This window comes from Paenibacillus piri, from assembly GCF_004354045.1.
GTDB lineage: Bacteria > Bacillota > Bacilli > Paenibacillales > NBRC-103111 > Paenibacillus_S > Paenibacillus_S piri.
Window position 1 is genome coordinate 875,901 of the sequence record NZ_SMRT01000001.1, and the last position, 18,814, is coordinate 894,714.

Consider the following 18,814-nt stretch of genomic DNA (forward strand, 5'->3'; position numbering starts at 1 on the left):
ATATCTTACACCAAGGACGCCGCAAGGCGTTTTTATTATATAATGATAGAAAGTATAGGTTTTCAGTGGAGCTGCGGGGAAGTTGCATACACTGGATAATGATGCTAAAATAAAAAAATGACTGATCAGTCAGTCATAACATAAAATATGGCAAGGGGGTTCTCCAAGGATGGGAGAGGATAAGAAAGAAGGCATTATAGAAGCTGCGTTAAAGCTCTTTGAGGAACAAGGATATCATAATACGAAGGTATCCGATATTGTGCGAGAAGCGGGTGTCGCTCAAGGAACTTTTTACTTATATTTTAAAAGCAAGGAAGATTTATTCCGCAGCATCGCCGAATCGTGCTTGGATGAAATGGCAGTCGCCATTAAACGAAACTGTTCGGGAAGCGTTAAGGAAGAATCATTTTACCGGATGATGCTTGAAACGCTGGAGGTGTATTACGATAATAAAAGCATTTTGAAAATTTTAAATCGGCATGGGGCGGCATCCTCGGAGATTGAAGATATTTCGAATGCTTTTTACCGGAGAATTATGCTCGTTATTAAGCAATCCTTAATGGAATGGGGCGCTTTTCCTAATTACTCGGAGGCGCAGCTTGAGGTGGCGGCTTATTCCAAAATTGGGATGGTTGAAATGGTAGCTTACCAATACTTTATCGTTCAACACTATGATAAATCCCATATCGAAGCTATAGCCCAAGTGCTCGCGGGTTCGAAGGCACAATGCCCGCCGAAGCCGACGGATGTGGTCGACGAATGATCGCTGCCCTGCTGAAATACCGGAAGGTGACACTGCTGTTCTTTTTGATGGCGGTGCTGATGGGTATTGTGAATGTATTCACGCTGAAGCAAAGGGAAAATCCCGAGATTGACCTGACGGTTGCGTTGGTTAAAACGGTATATCCCGGCGCTTCCCCTGAAAAGGTCGAGCAGTTCGTCACGCGGCCGCTGGAGGAGAAGATCAAGGAAATGAGCGGCATTTCCATCATGAGCTCGACTTCCATGGCTAATGTGTCGATCATCAATGTGGAAGTTAAACCGGATTTAGATATCAAGCGCGCCTGGGATACGCTGCGGCAAAAAGTACAATCCGCGGAAAGCGAGCTGCCAAGCGAAGCGGAGAAGCCGGTCGTCAACGACGATTTAAGCAAGATCGCGGAGCAAATTTTTCATTTTGTCGTCGACACGCCGGAGCAGTTGGAGCCGCTAAGACCGACGATGGAGCTGTGGAAGAAGCAGCTTAGCACAGTCCCGGGCGTCAGCGACGTAAGCATCGTAGGCTTGCCCGATCAGGAAGTTGCGATAATCCTTGATACGGAGAAGATGGATACGCTGAAGCTTCCGTGGAACATCGTCGCCCAGTCGTTAATGACCAAGCACGACCGGGTGCCGCTTGGTACGGTGAAGCAGGGTGCCAAATCGTTTTATGTCGATATGTCCGGTGAGTGGAAGTCGGTGGAGGAAATTGCGGATACGGAGCTGCTCGGGCTTCCCGGCGGCAAAGCATTGAAAATTCGCGACGTCGCGGCGGTGAAACTTCGTCCGAAGGATGCGGAGGTCAGCATTTTACATAACGGCAAGCCTTCGCTCGACCTTGTCATCAATGCGGAAAAAGGGGCCGATATCCCCGGGCTGCAAAAGCTGATCGACGCCAAGGTCGGCGAGCTGCGCAAGCAGCTTCCCGAACAGGTGGAGCTTGTATCGTTATTTACGCAGAAGGAAAGTCTGGATCATCTGTTCCGGGATTTGGGACGCGAGCTGTTAATCGGTATTGCCGTCGTCATTCTGGTCTGCTCCCTCGGCCTTACATTCGGCACCTCGTGGATTGTCGCTTTGGCGATTCCGATATCGATAACCGTAGGCTTGATTCCGGTTGAATGGATGGGCATTGACCTTAACCAGATTACCGTTGTCGCGATCGTCATTGTGCTCGGTATTTTGGTGGACGACGCGATAGTTGTCAACGACAATATACAGCGGCGGCTGCAGCTGGGTGATTCTCCGGCAAAAGCTTCGCTTGAGGGCAGCCGAGATGTAGCGGTGTCGATTCTTACGGCGACGATTGCGACGGCAGCAGCGTTTTTGCCGCTGTTCTTCCTGAAGGGAAATATCGGCAGCTTTATTCGTCCGCTGCCTGTGGTCATATCGTTAACGCTTGCCGCTTCGATGGCAATGTCATTAACCATCATCCCGATCTTTCGCCACTGGGCCGGCGAACGTGCGCTGCGCAGGAGTAAGTCGGCACCGCGCGCAACGGCGGCCGGTACGGCCGCTGCGGAGACCTCGGCCGCTGCAGCAATGCAGTCGGGTGCGGAACAGGCGGAGCTGCTGTCGCCGGGCTTGCTGGGCAAGCAGATTCAGCGGCTCAGCTCCTTTTACGGCAAGCAGATCCACCGCTTTCTGAAGCGGCCGCTTTTAACCGGCATGGCAGCCCTGCTGATCGGAACGAGCAGCTTCGGATTGCTTCCTTTGCTGGGCGTGCAATATTTTCCGCCGGCGGAGAAGGATGAAATGCTGATCGATTTCAAGCTGCCGACGGGCCGCGTGTTTGCGGAAACGGAATATACGCTAATGAAGGCTGCGGATTGGATTCAAGGGCAAAATGGCGTTAAGTTCGTCTCCGCCTATTCGGGACGCTCCACGCCGCGCTTCTATTATTCCGAATCGGATCAAACCGGGATCGAGCTCGGCCAGCTGTTTGTCAAAATCGATCCCAAGGTTATTCATACGAAGGAGGTCGTGAGCGTTTGGCGGACGGAGTTGAAAAAGCTTTTGCCGGATGAGATCGAGGTGACGCCAAGGGAGCTGGAGCAGGGCCCGCCGGTCGGCGCCCCGATTGCGATCCGCATCAGCGGCGGCGATCTGCAGCAGTTGCGGCAGCTGTCGGGCGACGTTCAGTCGATGCTCAAGCAAATTCCGGGAACGGTCAGCGTAACGGACGATGTTGGAACGGACATGAACAAGTACGAGATGCTGCCTGACCCGGCCAAGCTGCAGCTGTACGGCGTCAGCGAGAAAGATTTGTCGCAGACGCTGCGCATCGCAACCGAAGGTCTTAAAATTACGACCATGCAGAAGGATGAAGACCTGCTCGATGTTGCCTTGTATGCGAAGGAACGCGCAGCGAGTCCGCTGGAGACGATGAAGCAGATGTACGTTCCGACTCAAAAGGGAGGCACCGTGTCGGTACGCGAGCTGGGCGATATTCGCAGCGGCCAAATGATCAAGTCGATTCATCACCGCAATCAGACGCGGACGGTTATCGTCAGAAGCTATACGCAGGACCGTCTGCCTGACGATGTCGTGAAGGACTTGAAGGCGGAGCTTAGCCGCTATCCGTTGCCGAACGGATATACGGTAGAATTTGGCGGTGAAAACGAGGAGCGCAACGATGCCTTTGCGGCAATCGGCAAGCTGTCCATTGTAGTGGTGCTGTTGATTTATATTTTGATGGTCATGCAGTTTTATTCGCTATCCATCCCGGTATTGATTCTGTCCACCGTATACCTGGCTGCCGGGGGGGCGGTGATCGGCCTGTATTTGACAAATTCGCCGATCGGCTTTATGGCGCTTATGGGCCTGGTCAGCCTAGCGGGGATCGTCGTCCGGAACGGGATTATTTTGATCGAATTTATCGAGCAGGCGCGCGAGCGCGGCTTGCCGCTGCATGAAGCGGTGGCAGAGGCAGGCCGGGCCAGGCTGCGGCCGATCCTGCTGACGATGGCGACAGCGATCGGCGGCTTGCTGCCGATGACAATTATGGGCGGCAATCTGTGGAGGCCGATGGGCATCACAATTATATCGGGCTTGATCTACTCCACCTTGCTGACGCTGATCGTCGTGCCTTCGCTGTTTGTCATTTTGGAAACGTGGCGTGAAAAGCGAGCGGCGAAACGGGAAGGCGCGAAAATTCATGCCTGAGTCAAATCCTTTCCATTATTTGCTTAGCCTGTCCCGGATCGGGTATACTGTACGTAAATTCTGTTTTTACGGGGGCTTGCAATGGATAGAGTGTTTATGTATTTACATGTGTTGGCGGCTATTTTAATGGGTGTTTACTTGATGTTCCCTTTCTTGTCGATGCGCATCAGCGCGATGTCCGGGGCGGCGCAGGTCGGATTTTTGAACGTGCTGTACGCTACGAACCGTTCCGGTCAGCTGGCGCTTGTTATTTCATTGCTGTCGGGCGGCTATTTGGTTGGCAAGGGCGGTTATTCTGTGCCATGGATGATTGTTGCGGTCGTATTATTTCTGGCGTTGGGTGGATTGACCGGCGTGCTCGGCAGCGCGATGCGCAAGGCGTTGGCCGATCCGGACGGTGCGAGCATTAAGGCGAACGAAGGAAAAATCAAGTCTCTCAGTATGATGTGCGGCATTATTTTTTTCCTGATCGTCACGATGATGAAATTCCCTTTTTAAGAGATGGAAGACTTTTTTATAAAATTATGGAGACTCTCGCGTTATGAGAGTCTTCTTTTTGCGTGTAATAAATAGGAAAAAACAAAATAAAGAAACGAATTATTAATATTAGCGTCGAATGTTGTATCAGTCCTTTTGAGGAGGCGTTTGGATGCGAAAGTTTATACTTGGTCTCGGCTGCGGCTTGCTTTTTTCGGCAACAAGTATGGTGTATGCGTCATCGGAAACGATTCAAGCCATACTGAATAAGACAACCTTCGATATTAATGGCAAAGAGGTTGCGGTAGGAGAGGAATACGGAGGCGTTATTAATTACAACGGTCACATTTACGTACCCATTCGTTTTGCTGCAGAACATTTGAGATCTGCGGTAGGTTATGATTCGGAAAAACAACAGGTCATAATCAAAAACGACGGCTCTACGATTTACGATACAAGATATCAATCTATTGCACTCGAGAACTTAATTGCAACTAAAGAGGGAAACGATACCAGAGTTTCCGGTCAGATCAAATCGTATAATCCGTCGGTGACAAAAACGATCGATGCCAAATTATCGTTCTATAATCAGGATGGAGCCAAGATCGGAGAAGCGTCATTTAGCGCCAAAGACTTCGAGGATGAGCCCAAATCATTCGAAACGGTCGGCGTAGGGGATTTCAGAAATTACGCCAAGGTTGAAGTGGATATTGAAGCTGTGAACAGCAGAAAAATTGTCGCAGATCCCGACCCCAATGAGCCTGAAGTATCTTTTGGGCAGATTGTACAAAAGGATATGGATAAAGTTGATAAGCTGGCTGTTGCCTTTCCGGGAAAAAAAGAGGTGCTTTTTTATCCGGGTGAGGAAGTTTTTCAAACTGTTATGAATAAAGTAACAAAGCTCAAATTAAAAAAAGCGGTGGATCAGAGTCCTATCTATGGATACGCGTATCGCTTAGTTTTTTATATTGGGGAGGAAAGATTTGAATATCTCAATAATCTGCATATTGGAAATTCGCGCGAAAGTAGGTATGTTCCGACCGATCTGACTAAAGATCTTGATGATTACATCAAGCAAAATGAGAATAATATTTTAAAGCAGTAATTATAATAGCGCGACTAGAATAAAAACAGGAGGTATCTCACTTAACATGATTTAAGGCCAAATGACATTCAAGAGTGGGGACTTATTATGATTACATATCCGCGTTCATTATAAGAGGGCTGCTGCTTAAAGGGCGAGGCGAATGAATCAGTCCCCGACCCGATGCAAAGACGCCTCCAAGGCCACTAAGGAAGTGGGGTGGAGGCATCTTTCTGTAGGCCAGAATTCATATCGGATCGGGGATCAAACATTCGAAAGCCAATTTTGAAACAGCCATTCAGCCATTTGTTCATTGTCCCCGCGCTTTGATCCGCTATTCCTCCGACAGCTCATCCAGCGTCTTTTCCAGACTTGGCGCCAAATGATCGAGGAAATATTGCATCTCCGGCATATTCATCTCCTGGATCGATTTCTCGATCTGCTTTTTGGCGCTGCCGAACTCTTTGTTGCCGGCCGACAGCTCGGTGACGCATTTCAGGTACGCATCGAGCAAATCGGCAGCCTTCACATATTTGTTCAGCTCGGTTTCCGCACTGTCTGCCTTCTTCTTCGTATCGATCAGCGGCTCGTATACCGCACGCAGCTTGCCGGGAACCATATCGAGCATCCGCTCCGCGGCCATCTGCTCAATATCGCGGAAGTTCGCCAATATTTTCGGGTTGTGATGTTTGACCGGCGTCGGGATGTCTCCCGTAAACACCTCGGTCACATCATGAAACAAAGCCTTGCTGACAAGGCTGTCCGTCGGTACGTTTCGTCCGAACACAACATTAGCGATCGTGCACAGCGCGTGGGTCAAAATGGCCACGTGATACGAGTGCTCGGCCACATTTTCCTTCACGACATTGCGCATCAGGCTCCACCGTTCTATATAGCGGAGCCGGTACATATAAGCGAAAAAATGACTATCCATCGGGTTCATCCTATCTATGCGTGTTACTTGTATTCGTTACTTCTTGACAACCGGTGTCTGCCGGACGGAAAAACTCTGCGAATTCGGGTTATAAACGAGCTGCACGCCAAGCACGGTTTCCAGATCATTAAGTCCGATATAGACCTTTTTATTTTTCAAGATAAGCGGCTTCTGCAGATGAATCGCTTTGCCTCCGGGCAGCGCCGTCAAGTTTTGACTGTTGATCGTACCGGTCCAATGAACGTTCTGGTATTGAATTTGCACTTGATTGCCGCTAAGCGCAGCTTTGCCGCCCAATTGGCTCATCGTATCCGTCAGATCGACTTCATTGAACGGATGATTGGTCGCGACCACCCGGCGCTTGATCGAATTTTCCAGACCTTCCGGCGTTATGGCCGGATTGCCCGCATTAATTCTCGGAATTTGAAACGGGTCCAAATCCCGCGTCGCCATCTCGGGCACGATCGTAAAAGCGAATTTCATCCCGCCCTGCCCGATATACTGGACGGACAGCTTGTCATAAATGCCGAACGGGTAGGCATAGGTATCGATCGGCTCGGGATACAGCTCGCTCAGCTTCGATACGCATTGGGCGGTATCGTTAACAATCCGCTGCTTGTATTGCTCCTCGGTTTCTTTGATGCCGTTGGTGACGATGCGTCCAACCAGCATCGCTTTGTCGTCCGGCAGCTTTTGATGCATGCCGTTCGTATGGCACTGAAGATCGATGAAGTTGGTGTCATTGGTCATTTCTATAATTTCATCGCGCGACATGGACGGAATGTAGCTGGCCAGCGGGTCTTCCAGGTCGCCGGTGATGACGAAATTGACGGCGGGAATGCGCATGCTTTTCAAGATCGGATAAGCGTTCGTATAAAAGCTCTCGTAGCCATCGTCGAAGGTGACGAGCACCGCGTTGTTCGGGACGGAAGCGCCCGTCATAAATTCCTTGAACTGCTTCAGCGTAATGAACTGGTAGCCTTTATTTTTCAATAAAGCGAGCTGATCCTGAAAAAGCTTGGTTGTGACCGTTCCGGAGCTTTTCGCTTCGTCGTCCACATGGTGGTACATAATGACGGCTACCTGATCTTTATAAATCACGCTGCTCTTGGCGGCATAAAGAGACGGTATGACGATGCAGAGGCCGATGACACTAAGAATAATAGCTTTAATAACGAGTTTGCTCATCTACGATCGTAACTCCTTGTCATGTAGTCGATAGCTGCTTGCTGGCATGAATAATAATTCTAGGGCTATGGGTTGAAATCCTTCCGAAAACCAGGTCCGAAAATCGAAAACTTTGCAAACCGTGTAAGGAAGCGCATCGGATGTAAGCAAGGCTGAGCGCTTCATTTTCACAGTTTTTGAACGTGCGGGATTATGTTATTATATACATATATATATGATGGAGCCGGCTAATCGAAGCCGCGCTAATTATGGGAGAGGAGATTTTTATTCATGCAGCATTTTCAACAGAGCGTTTATAAACTGATTGTGGAAACATCGACGAACCTGCCGGCGGATGTGCGCCAAGCGATTCAGGCGGCGCAAGCGAAGGAGGATGCGGGCACGCGCTCCGCGCTGTCGTTGTCCACGATTGCCGACAATATTCATATGGCCGAATGCAATGTTTCTCCGATCTGTCAAGACACGGGAATGCCGACCTTTATTATACATTGCCCAGTAGGCGCAAACCAAATAGTGATGAAAAAGCAAATTTTAGATGCGGTAGCGCAGGCGACCAAAGACAGCAAGCTGCGCACCAATTCGGTCGACTCTCTGACGGGCGCCAACACCGGGGACAACCTCGGACCGGGAACGCCGGTCGTTCATTTTGAACAATGGGAAAGAGACGATATCGAAGTAAAGCTGATCTTGAAAGGCGGCGGCTGTGAAAACAAGAACATTCAGTACAGCCTGCCGGCGGAGCTTGAAGGGCTGGGCAAGGCGGGACGCGATCTCGACGGCATCCGCAAATGCATTATGCACGCGATTTATCAGGCTCAGGGTCAAGGCTGCAGCGCGGGCTTTATCGGTGTAGGGATCGGCGGCGACCGGACGACAGGCTACGAGCTTGCGAAGCATCAGCTGTTCCGCCATGTGGACGATGTTAATCCGAACGAGGAGCTGCGCAAGCTGGAGGACTACGTAATGGCGAACGCCAATTCGCTCGGCATCGGGACGATGGGCTTCGGCGGTCAGGTAACGCTGCTCGGCTGTAAGGTGGGCGTAATGAACCGTCTTCCTGCGAGCTTTTTCGTATCGGTTGCCTACAACTGCTGGGCGTTCCGCAGACAAGGCGTGCTGCTCGACTCGAACAACGGCGAGATCAAGGAATGGGTATACCGGACAGGCGATACCGTTCCGATGAATACGAAGACCGAAGCGGAGGCAGCTCCTGCCGAGCGGCGCGAGGTCGTGCTGCAAACGCCGATCTCCGAGGAACAGATCCGTTCGCTGCGTGTAGGCGATGTAGTTATCATTAACGGTATGATGCATACGGGCCGCGATGCGCTGCACAAATATTTGATGGATCACGACGCTCCGCTCGATTTGAACGGCGCTGCGATTTACCATTGCGGCCCCGTTATGGCGAAGGATGCCGGGGGCGAATGGCATGTAAAAGCGGCAGGCCCGACGACCAGTATCCGCGAGGAGCCTTACCAAGGCGATATCATTAAAAAGTTCGGCATCCGCGCCGTCATCGGCAAAGGCGGCATGGGTCCCAAAACGTTGGCGGCATTGCAGGAGCACGGCGCCGTGTACTTGAACGCGATCGGCGGCGCGGCGCAATATTACGCGGAATGCTTCAAAAAAGTCGAAGGCGTCGATTTCATGGAGTTCGGTATTCCGGAGGCGATGTGGCATTTGCAGACCGAAGGATTTGCCGCAATTGTTACTATGGATTCCCATGGCAACAGCCTGCATGCCGATGTCGAGAAAGATTCCTTGGCGAAGCTTGCGAAATTTAAGGACCCGGTATTCGTCTGACAACGGCCTGAAGAGCGATCCGCGCAGCGGATATATGAAATCGTACGTTCCTGCCGGCCGGTCCTGATGAACCAGAAATTCTCTGCGCGGCAGTATATGACCCGGTACCGTCATGGATACCGGGTTTTGTTTGATTTTAGCCTCGTTGGCCGACGCGCTGAACGCTTCCATGCAGCGCAACCGGTTTTCATCTATGAAACAGCATGGAGGTGGAAATAATGAACAACAAGAAGCGGTTGAAATTGCGGATCATCTGGCTCATTCCGAATCTGTTCATGTATGCGATGTTTGTCGGCTTGAGCTGCTTTATTTTACTTAATGCGGAAGGTCTCATGGAAATTGAACGGATGGGGATCTGGCTGTTTATGCTGTTCATGCTGCTCGGGGTCGCGGTGCTCGGCTCCATCCGCATTTATATTTGGATCAAGCAGGGAAAAATGTAAGCTTTCCGACGATCATCCTCCTGCCGCCTTTACAAAAAAATAACTGGCCTTTCCTCAGCCGGTCGGCTACGATTAAGAGTAATGTCCAGTTACATCTTCCAGTGAATTCAAGTGAAAGGACCTCCCAAGATGCATAAATTTCGCACCCGGCTTACATTAATTTTTATGGTGCTGATCGGTTCTTCGGTATTGATCGCCGGCCTGTTTATGGCTCAAATGCTGAAGGAATCGCATATTGAAGCGTTAAAAACGTATATGCAGCGGGAGCTCCGGGTTATTCTCGTCACCCTGGATTGGAATAAAGGCGGCACGGAAGCAGAACAAATCCGCTATTATACGGATCAGGCCAACCGGCTGAGAAATTCAGCGGATGCCCGCATCACTTATATTCGCGCCGACGGCAAAGTGCTGGGCGATTCCGACCATGATCCGGCGGATATGGAAAACCACGCGACGCGCAAGGAGGTTATGGAGGCCCGCGAGAACGGTACCGTTGGATCGGACAGCCGGTATTCGAGCACGATCGGCCGCAACATGCTGTATGTGGTCGTTCCGGTCAAGGATGACGGCGGTCAAATTCAAGGCTATGTGCGCCTTGCGATGAGTCTCCAGGAAGTCGACGCCTCGATTAAAAAAGTATGGTTCGTGCTGCTGCTCGGCTTGCTGGCCGTCTTCGTGATTGCCGTATTGGTGAGCTACCGCGTAGCCTACAGCATTACGAAGCCGATTGAATTGATTACGAAGGTCGCGCATCAGATTACGAACCTCAATTATAAAGCCCGCGTCCATGGACGCAAAAAAGACGAGATCGGACAGCTCGGGTATGCAATCAACCGGATGGCGGACAGCCTGCAGCTGCAGATGAACCGCATTTTGGAGGACGAGAGCCGCTTGAAAAGCGTGCTGGAGAATATGACCAGCGGCGTCATGATGATCGACCGTGACGGCAAAATCGTACTGCTGAATCCGGCTGCGGAAGATATTCTGGGCTTCTCCTCGCAGGAGCTGCTGGGGAAAAAATTCGATGAAGCGAAGCAGCAGTTCGACTTCACGCAGCTCATACAGGAATGCATCGATGTACGGGAGCATATCCGCGATGAAATGATTTTTTATTACCCGTCCGAACGCATTCTGGAAATCAATTTGAGCCCGATGTCGTTGAATGAGGAAGAATGGGCCGGCATCTTGATCGTACTTCATGATATTACGGCGGTTCGCCGTCTGGAACGAATGCGCAGCGAATTTGTGGCGAACGTGTCGCATGAGCTGAAAACGCCGATCGCCGCGGTCAAAGGCTTTGCCGAGACGCTGCTTGCCGGCGCATTGAACGATAAGGAGACGGCGAGGTCGTTTTTGCAAATCATATTCGATGAGAGCGAGCGGCTGAACCGGCTGATCGGGGATATTCTCGAGCTGTCCAAAATCGAATCGAAACGAATTCCGCTGCAGTTTTCCCCGATCCATCTGCAGACGTTCATCGGCAATTGCCTGCATGTGATGAATGCGGAAGCGATCAAAAAATCGATCGACCTCGAGATGCAGGCGGATGAAACCATATATATCGAAGCGGATGAAGACCGGCTGCGGCAAATTTTGATCAATTTGCTGTCCAACGGAATCAACTATACGCCGGAGGGCGGCAAAGTGAAGGTCAAGGTCGATTCCCTTCCGGGCGGGGAAGACGGCGCCGAGAACGAGAGGGTGCGATTGACGATTTCCGATACGGGTATCGGCATACCGAAGAAAGATTTGCCGCGAATTTTCGAACGTTTTTACAGAGTCGATAAGGCGCGGTCCAGAAGCTCAGGCGGCACCGGACTGGGGCTATCCATCGTCAAGCATCTGGTCGAGCTGCATAAAGGCACGATCCGGGTGGAAAGCGAAGTCGGAATGGGCTCAAAATTTATAATCGAATTGCCGATTATTCACTAGGCATGCTATGATTAGATTGTATTTGTAACGGAACGTTGCAAGCATACAATGGACAGATAGAAATTAAAGCGGGGGATTCCCATGCCACAAAAAATTTTAGTAATCGAAGACGAGCCTACCTTATCGAGGCTGCTGTCTTATAATTTATCGCAGGACGGCTATGAGACCAAGGTGGTCGATCACGGCAGCGAAGGACTGCAAGCCGCGCTGCAGCAGTCGTTCGATCTGATCGTTCTCGATATTATGCTGCCGGGGATGAACGGCTTTGAAATTTTGTCCAAACTGCGGCAAAAGGGCAATAAAACGCCGGTTATTATTTTGACTGCCCGCAACGCGGAAGACGAGGTTGTGCAGGGGCTTAAATACGGGGCTGACGATTACATTACGAAACCGTTCGGCGTCGCCGAGCTGTTGGCCCGCGTATCCGCAGTGCTGCGCAGAACGATGTCCGACGAGCAGCTGCAGGAAAAAAACTTGGCCGCTGAGAAGGTTATTAGCGCCGGGGATTTGTATATATATCCGGAGAAATACGAAGTTACGCTGAACGGAGAGTCGATTCCGCTCCGGCCGAAGGAATTCGAAGTGCTGCTGTATCTTGTGCAGCGGCCCGGCGTAGTGGTGACCCGAGACGATCTGATGAATATCGTATGGGGGTTCGATTACATCGGCGGCCAGCGGACGGTAGACGTCCATGTCAGCTCTCTCAGGAAAAAATTGGAAATGAACCAGCAAAGCGTGCAAATCGAGTCGATCCGGGGCGTTGGCTACAAGCTCGTCAGCTCCGTTCCGAAAAAAAGCGAATAATCACAGCAAGAGAAACTTCCGGTACAAGTCGATCGGGAGTTTTTTATCATTTTCAACTATGAAAGGAGGTGTCGATTTCCCGGGAAATTTGACATAAGCCACAATCGCATACAAGGTTAGCAGGATTTGAAATTTATTTTTTCCCATTTGTTGTCTATACTAAGTCTATATAGTTGACCCAAAGAACATCCGAGATAAACCAAATGAAATGGAAAAAGGGAATGGTCTTGCAGGCGAGTTTTGGCTTTGAGTTTCTTCCAGCCGAAGGCCTGTAAGATCAAGGAAACTCAAAACAAGATGCCTGAAGCTGCAAGGCCATCCCTTTTGGAATGCAATGGACACGCTTTATTGGTTCAACTTATATAGGCAGCAATAAATGCGAAGATGTAGATGGATTGATCTATTATAAGGAGGAACATGACATTGTCGAAAACATTTAGAATAGGGATTATCGGATGCGGGGGGATCGCCAACGGCAAGCATATGCCCGCGTTGAAAAATCAGCCGAATGCCGAAATGGTCGCTTTTTGCGATATCGATGTAAACAAGGCGCAGGAAGCGGCGAATCAGTTCGGAGCTCCTGGAGCGAAAGTATATGAACATTTCCGCGATCTGCTGAATGATGAATCGATCGACGTCGTGCACGTCTGCACACCGAACGATTCTCATGCGGACATTTCAATCGCTGCGCTTGAAGCGGACAAGCATGTCATGTGCGAAAAGCCGATGGCGAAAACAGCCGCAGACGCAAGACGTATGGTGGAAGCGGCCAAGCGTACCGGTAAAAAGCTGACGATCGGCTATCAAAACCGGTTCCGTTCGGACAGCCAATATTTGAAAACGGTCTGTGCCGAAGGCGATCTTGGAGAAATCTATTACGCCAAGGCGCATGCGATTCGCCGCCGCGCCGTACCGACCTGGGGCGTTTTTCTCGATGAAGAGAAGCAGGGCGGAGGCCCGTTGATCGATATCGGAACCCATGCTTTGGATTTGACGCTGTGGATGATGGATAACTACAAACCGAAGGCTGTGCTGGGCACCGCTTTTCATAAGCTGTCGGGCAAACGGGATGCGGCGAACGCCTGGGGCTCATGGGATCCCGACAAGTTTACGGTCGAGGACTCCGCTTTCGGCATGATTACGATGGAAAACGGAGCGACGATCGTGCTGGAATCGAGCTGGGCGATCAACATGTTGCAAACCGGCGAAGCCAAAACAACTTTATGCGGAACCGAGGGTGGAGCCGACATGCAGGACGGTTTGCGCATTAACGGGGAAAAGCACAGCCGACTGTTCATGAACGAAATTCAATTGGATGCCAAAGGCGTCGATTTTTACGATGGCAGGAAGGAAAGCCCCGCCGATCTGGAAGCTCGTTTGTGGCTGGAAGCGATCGAGCAGGATAAAGAGCCGGTAGTGACGCCTGAGCAGGCTTGTGTCGTATCGGAAATACTTGAGGCGATCTATGAATCCTCGAGAACGGGCAAGGCCGTTTACTTCGAGCGGTAAACCGATTGCGTGCGCTCTATGCGGCCCTGATCTTTGCCATGGCTTTGCAGCGCGACGTCGGGCGGTAGGTGGGATGACGAGGCATTCGGCGCAGCGACGGAACATAACCGGAACAACCTGAAGGTTGCTACTGCGGATTCGTTGGCCAACTTTTGTCGCCTCGTTTCAAGCATGGACTTACAACTGCATACTTGCGTTCAAGAACCCGGGGCGGCCCCGGGTTCTTTTGTCGCGGCTATATCGTAGTCGTAGCCCGGTGTGTCCACCAAGTCTACGCACGAAGCCGTTGCGTTCCTGCGTTCCGGCGTACTCGTCCGGATATTTAAGCGGTAAGGCTGTGGCTCAAACTCAATGCTTCATTTGCGCTCGTCTGTAACTTTTGTTCATCCGAAGCGTTTAAATAGGAGACGGTTTCATCCATAACGTTCAAACTAACGGCTCACGGTCCGGCGTTCTATTCGCGCGTCGCGCGCGGTCTTCCCGCTTGTTGGATTTGCCGTGCGCCTCCTCATTCGCGACCGTGCACAATGATCCGCCTGCGCAGCGGGCGCTATTCACCGGGCTTTCAGGTTTGTTGAAATAAGCAGTAAATTTACGGATGGGAGGGTTTGAATTGAGAATCGGAATACTGTTGATCACGGCGGTTCTGCTGTTGGCGGGCAGCGTCCTGACTGTCACCGGAGCGGCATCCGCTGCGGAACCGGCTTCCGAAGCGGTGAAGCTGCCGAAGGAAGTACATTTGACGGACGCGTTGACGCCTGTCTATGACGCGATGAACGGCGGCTTTGTCTACGACGCGTCCCCGCAGACCGTTCCGGTTACGGGTGCGGAAACGAACTGGGAGCGAAAGCTGCTGAACGGCGACAAAGTATGGTTTAAATTGGACGCCTCCGGGCGGGAAAGATGGGTGCAGCTACAAAATCCCGAATTCGAGGATGGCTATTACAATTATGTCGTATTGATGGGCGAGGAACGTCTGTACGGCGACCGCACTGCCCGAATGCCAAGCTTGGGTGTGATATCTCCGCAAGTCGTGCGCTCTTTGTACACGGAGGCGGGCAGCTATTTGATCGAAACCTGGCTCGGTTACAAATGGATTCATCCCGCGCATCCGGTTATTCCAAACGTCGAGTATGCGGGCGCGAGCAGCTCCGGCTTCTGGGTCCAATTGCAGACGCCTGCTCCGTTATTCGACATCCCCGATGCGGGGAGCCCGGTCGCCGGTTTATTATCGCCGCAGACCGTTGTATCCAAGGTTAGGCTAAGCGACAATTGGTACTACATTGATACATGGGAAGGACGGCGCTGGGTCAATCCGAAGGTCGGCTATCCGACGGACCTTCGGTCGGAAGACAGCAGCCTGACGCTAACCGGGCAAACAAAGGTTTACGAACATCCGAATCAAAAGGCACGCATAGCGGGCGTTCTTGGAGCGCAAACCGTCCCGGTTTTTGAGCGCGGCGGGGGCTGGCATCATATTCATAGCGATTGGCTCGGGGACGTATGGATTTACCAGGTAAGTGGGGCGGCCGACCCCGCCGCGTATGTGCCGCCTGCCGCGGCTGACGCGGTTCCAGTCAATGCGCAATGGAACCTGCAGGAAGGCATTGTCGGAACGGGATGGAGAAATTTCCCATTCGATTTGACGACAATCGTCGCCAACGCCGACGGCGTGATCAATCCGGAGCAAGCATTTGCTTTTGGCCAGTCGGCCTTTATCCAGGTCGGAGTAAAAAATGTCGGTACGGAAGCTGTTACGCTGCACCCCTCGGCTCGTTTTGAGCTCGAAATCGTCCGCATGCAAGACACGGACGAAAATCTTCCGTCGCAGCTCGTCTGGTCGGGAACGCTGCCTGCGCTTGATGCGAAGCTGAACAGCGGAGCAAGCGGATCGTTGACTGTGGAATGGAATCAAAAAGACGCGGACGGCAAGCAGGTGCCTTTCGGCTTGTACAGCGTCCAATTTAAACTGCCGATGACGATTGATTATGTCAAGGAAGGCGATGAACAGCCTCAACGGCAGCAGGCCCAATCCGCCATACTGACGCATTTTATAATTCGTGTCGGCGCTCCTTGATAAAGACAAATAGCGGACGGTTCGGCTGCAACTTGGCTTTGGTGTAAAAACCGGTTTCGGATTTTACACTGCTTCTTTATGATTTTACGTATCAAAAAGACGCTTCCATCCCCGCTCATTAGCGGTTTTGGAGGCGTCTTTGCTCATGGTTGGGGACGGGTTCCTTCATCTGCAGCTTTTTGTGACTGCCCCCGTTTCCGGACTCTTTTTATTTATGATGCTTGCCTTGCACGTAATTGGCATTGAACAGAAACAGCCGCATTAGCAAGTACAGCGAAGGGATGAGCAGCAGCAGCCCGGCGATAAACGCGATGATCAGCGCCACGCCCATAGCGGGACTTGTAATGCTTTCATGAATCGAGACCATCGGATATACAATGTACGGGAGATGCGCGGCGCCGTAGCCGAAGAAAGCGAACGCGAACTGCAGCATCACGAGCAGAAAGGCTGACCCGAGCCGCTTGCGGGCCCAGATCAAATACGTCGCCGCCAGGAAGCATAGAAAGGATAGCACGAACATCCATGACAAGCTCATCATGTTTTGGAAATGCTCCGGGTTATGATTTTGTATCGCGAAAAATACAAGCAGGCTGCTGAGAATCGTTGGCGCGCTCCAGCCGATAGCAAAGCCGCGCAGCACTTCCATTGCTTTGGCGTCCTTCGCCTTGTCCGCGTAATAGGTCAGAAACGCCGCGGAAATATATAAGACGCTGACAAGCGCAAGCAGAACGACCGACCATGCATACGAGCTGGTGAACAGCTTGCCGTAGAGGAGCGTAACCTGATTGTCATGCTCGACGATATAGCCTCCCTCCGAAATCGTCAGCACGATCGACAGCGAGGCGGGAATAAGCAGCCCGCTGCCCCCGTAGAGAAGAGTGTAGAACTTGTTATCCCGCGAGCCGTATGTGCTGAATGCGTAATACGAGCCCCGGATTGCCAGGAGCACGATTGCGATACTGCCGGGTATGAGCAGCGTCGTACCCAGATAGTAAGCCGTATCCGGGAAAAATCCGACCATCCCGACCATGAAGAAAATCAGGAAGACGTTCGTCACTTCCCAAACCGGGGATAAGTAACGCTCGATGATGCCGTGTACAAGATGCTTGCGCCCGGTAAGCATGCTGTAATAGCTGAAAAAACCGGCGCCGAAGTCGATCGAGGCGACAATCAAATAGCCGTACAGAAAAATCCAGAGCACCGTGATGCCGATCAGCTCGATATTCATACGTGCGAACCTCCTTCCATTCCCCGTTTTGCGAGCTCCTCCTCAGGCGTGTTCGTGCGGAACATGCGGCGGAGGATGAACCAGACGGTGAAGCCCAGTACCATATACAGCAGCGAAAACAGCAGCAGCATCCAGTCGACGTGGGCTGCCGTGGTGGCGCCTTCTGCGGTTTTCATATAGCCCCGCAAAATCCACGGCTGTCTCCCGGCTTCGGCGAATATCCAGCCGCATTCGATGGCAAGCATGGCCAAAGGTCCGGACCAGACAATGCAGCGCAGCAGCCACCGGGGCAGCATGCGGTTTTGACTTAGCCTCGACCGGCGGTTGTACCACAGGTAAGCGATACAGAGCAGGATCGACAGACTGCCTATTACTACCATGATATCAAAGAAATAATGGATGTAGAGCGGCGGACGCAAATCTTCGGGCGTATCGTTCAACCCCTGCACGACAGCATTCGGGTTGCCGAAGGCGAGAATACTGAGCACGTAGGGAAGCTTCAAGCCATAGCGAATTTCATTATTTTCACCCAGCACGCCACCCAATACGAGTGCCGCTTGCTCCGACGTTTCAAAATGCCATTCGGCCGCGGCCAGCTTTTCCGGTTGATACTCAGCCAGAAATTTGCCCGACAAGTCGCCGATGAATGCGGTCGCTACGGAGAAGACGAGCCCGCAGATCATTGTCAGCTTCAACGCTTTTTGATAATAGGCATGACGCTTGCCGGCCAGCAGGGCGATTGCCGCAATCGCGGACAGCACAAAAGCGCAGGTCATATAGGCGGACGATAGAACATGCGCCGTTTTGGTAGGCGTAGCCGGGTTGAACATCGCAACCAGCGGGTCGATCTCGATGATGGTGCGTCCCGCCAGTTTGAAGCCTTGCGGCGTATTCATGAACGCATTGACAATCGTAATGAAGAAAGCGGATGCCGAGGAACCGATAATAACCGGAATCGAAATCGAGAAATGAATCCATGGGTTGCGGAACCGGTCCCAAGTATACAAATAAATGCCGAGGAAAATCGCTTCAAAAAAGAAGGCGAACGTCTCCATAAACAGCGGCAGCGCAATGGCTTGTCCGGCGATTTGCATAAAGCTCGGCCACAGCAGGTTGAGCTGCAGACCGATGGACGTACCGGTAACGACGCCTACCGCGACCGTGATGACGAAGCCGCGCGCCCAGCGCCGGGCCAGCAGCATGTAGTGAGGATCCTTCTTCTTGATGCCGAGAAATTCGGCAATAGCGATCATTACCGGAACGCCGACCCCGATCGTGGCGAAAATAATATGAAAACCGAGTGTAAGTCCTGTCAATATTCGGCTGTACACGGCCGGATCGTAAGACATCATCGCTTATCAGCTCCTCTATTCAGTACATGATATTTTTTTCCATCCCTTCGATATTTATT

General features: G+C 51.6%; 14 protein-coding genes. 10 read left to right on the plus strand and 4 right to left on the minus strand.

The window, feature by feature from the left end:
* Positions 1-169: 169 nt before the first annotated feature.
* The 4 genes from E1757_RS03705 (at position 170) to E1757_RS03720 (ending at position 5,506) form a co-directional block, all read left to right on the plus strand.
* Positions 170-763 carry a TetR/AcrR family transcriptional regulator gene (locus tag E1757_RS03705; protein ID WP_133225448.1) on the plus strand — a complete coding sequence of 198 codons (594 nt, stop codon included), beginning with the start codon at positions 170-172 and terminating at the stop codon, positions 761-763.
* Positions 760-3,924, plus strand: coding sequence for an efflux RND transporter permease subunit (locus tag E1757_RS03710; protein WP_133225449.1), 3,165 nt, complete (start codon positions 760-762; stop codon positions 3,922-3,924). Before E1757_RS03705 ends, E1757_RS03710 begins: the two co-directional genes overlap by 4 nt.
* 81 nt (positions 3,925-4,005) lie before the next feature.
* On the plus strand, positions 4,006-4,422 hold the full coding sequence (locus E1757_RS03715) for a hypothetical protein (RefSeq protein WP_133225450.1): 417 nt from the start codon (positions 4,006-4,008) through the stop codon (positions 4,420-4,422).
* Between the two features lie 151 nt (positions 4,423-4,573).
* Entirely contained in the window at positions 4,574-5,506 is a 933-nt protein-coding gene (locus E1757_RS03720) for a stalk domain-containing protein (RefSeq protein ID WP_133225451.1), read from the plus strand.
* Between the two features lie 313 nt (positions 5,507-5,819).
* On the opposite strand, the gene yfbR is transcribed toward E1757_RS03720, so the two are convergent.
* A complete protein-coding gene (gene yfbR, locus E1757_RS03725; RefSeq protein WP_133225452.1) occupies positions 5,820-6,419 on the minus strand; it encodes a 5'-deoxynucleotidase in 600 nt (199 codons plus the stop codon).
* Between the two features lie 36 nt (positions 6,420-6,455).
* Complete coding sequence (locus E1757_RS03730) at positions 6,456-7,607, minus strand: polysaccharide deacetylase family protein (RefSeq protein ID WP_133225453.1); 1,152 nt, start codon at positions 7,605-7,607, stop codon at positions 6,456-6,458.
* 270 nt (positions 7,608-7,877) lie between these two features.
* On the opposite strand from E1757_RS03730, the gene E1757_RS03735 reads away from it, so the two are divergent.
* From E1757_RS03735 to E1757_RS03760, 6 genes are all read left to right on the plus strand, one after another.
* On the plus strand, positions 7,878-9,410 hold the full coding sequence (locus E1757_RS03735; RefSeq protein WP_133225454.1) for a fumarate hydratase: 1,533 nt from the start codon (positions 7,878-7,880) through the stop codon (positions 9,408-9,410).
* A gap of 218 nt (positions 9,411-9,628) precedes the next feature.
* The gene (locus tag E1757_RS03740) at positions 9,629-9,853 is read left to right on the plus strand and encodes a hypothetical protein (protein ID WP_246078996.1); all 225 of its coding nucleotides are present in this window, start codon (positions 9,629-9,631) and stop codon (positions 9,851-9,853) included.
* Positions 9,854-9,982: 129 nt separating this feature from the next.
* The gene (gene pnpS, locus E1757_RS03745) at positions 9,983-11,785 is read left to right on the plus strand and encodes a two-component system histidine kinase PnpS (RefSeq protein WP_133225456.1); all 1,803 of its coding nucleotides are present in this window, start codon (positions 9,983-9,985) and stop codon (positions 11,783-11,785) included.
* A gap of 81 nt (positions 11,786-11,866) precedes the next feature.
* The gene (locus tag E1757_RS03750) at positions 11,867-12,589 is read left to right on the plus strand and encodes a response regulator transcription factor (protein WP_133225457.1); all 723 of its coding nucleotides are present in this window, start codon (positions 11,867-11,869) and stop codon (positions 12,587-12,589) included.
* Between the two features lie 423 nt (positions 12,590-13,012).
* Positions 13,013-14,098, plus strand: coding sequence for a Gfo/Idh/MocA family protein (locus tag E1757_RS03755; protein ID WP_133225458.1), 1,086 nt, complete (start codon positions 13,013-13,015; stop codon positions 14,096-14,098).
* A 613-nt stretch (positions 14,099-14,711) separates the two neighbouring features.
* Positions 14,712-16,175 carry a hypothetical protein gene (locus E1757_RS03760; RefSeq protein ID WP_133225459.1) on the plus strand — a complete coding sequence of 488 codons (1,464 nt, stop codon included), beginning with the start codon at positions 14,712-14,714 and terminating at the stop codon, positions 16,173-16,175.
* A 208-nt stretch (positions 16,176-16,383) separates the two neighbouring features.
* Here the strand turns inward: E1757_RS03760 and E1757_RS03765 are convergent, their stop codons facing one another.
* Entirely contained in the window at positions 16,384-17,403 is a 1,020-nt protein-coding gene (locus tag E1757_RS03765) for a cytochrome d ubiquinol oxidase subunit II (protein WP_133225460.1), read from the minus strand.
* Positions 17,400-18,755, minus strand: a complete 1,356-nt coding sequence (locus E1757_RS03770; RefSeq protein ID WP_133225461.1) for a cytochrome ubiquinol oxidase subunit I — start codon at positions 18,753-18,755, stop codon at positions 17,400-17,402. The genes E1757_RS03765 and E1757_RS03770 overlap by 4 nt, the downstream gene beginning before the upstream one ends.
* Positions 18,756-18,814 lie beyond the last annotated feature (59 nt).

What these genes read in the sequence shown, in the direction of transcription:
- E1757_RS03770 (WP_133225461.1), bottom strand. Translation starts at nt 18,755, where the DNA reads ATGATGTCTTACGATCCGGCCGTGTACAGCCGAATATTGACAGGACTT.
- E1757_RS03710 (WP_133225449.1), top strand. Translation starts at nt 760, where the DNA reads ATGATCGCTGCCCTGCTGAAATACCGGAAGGTGACACTGCTGTTCTTT.
- E1757_RS03740 (WP_246078996.1), top strand. Translation starts at nt 9,629, where the DNA reads ATGAACAACAAGAAGCGGTTGAAATTGCGGATCATCTGGCTCATTCCG.
- E1757_RS03750 (WP_133225457.1), top strand. Translation starts at nt 11,867, where the DNA reads ATGCCACAAAAAATTTTAGTAATCGAAGACGAGCCTACCTTATCGAGG.
- E1757_RS03730 (WP_133225453.1), bottom strand. Translation starts at nt 7,607, where the DNA reads ATGAGCAAACTCGTTATTAAAGCTATTATTCTTAGTGTCATCGGCCTC.
- E1757_RS03765 (WP_133225460.1), bottom strand. Translation starts at nt 17,403, where the DNA reads ATGAATATCGAGCTGATCGGCATCACGGTGCTCTGGATTTTTCTGTAC.
- yfbR (WP_133225452.1), bottom strand. Translation starts at nt 6,419, where the DNA reads ATGGATAGTCATTTTTTCGCTTATATGTACCGGCTCCGCTATATAGAA.
- E1757_RS03735 (WP_133225454.1), top strand. Translation starts at nt 7,878, where the DNA reads ATGCAGCATTTTCAACAGAGCGTTTATAAACTGATTGTGGAAACATCG.
- E1757_RS03720 (WP_133225451.1), top strand. Translation starts at nt 4,574, where the DNA reads ATGCGAAAGTTTATACTTGGTCTCGGCTGCGGCTTGCTTTTTTCGGCA.
- pnpS (WP_133225456.1), top strand. Translation starts at nt 9,983, where the DNA reads ATGCATAAATTTCGCACCCGGCTTACATTAATTTTTATGGTGCTGATC.
- E1757_RS03715 (WP_133225450.1), top strand. Translation starts at nt 4,006, where the DNA reads ATGGATAGAGTGTTTATGTATTTACATGTGTTGGCGGCTATTTTAATG.
- E1757_RS03705 (WP_133225448.1), top strand. Translation starts at nt 170, where the DNA reads ATGGGAGAGGATAAGAAAGAAGGCATTATAGAAGCTGCGTTAAAGCTC.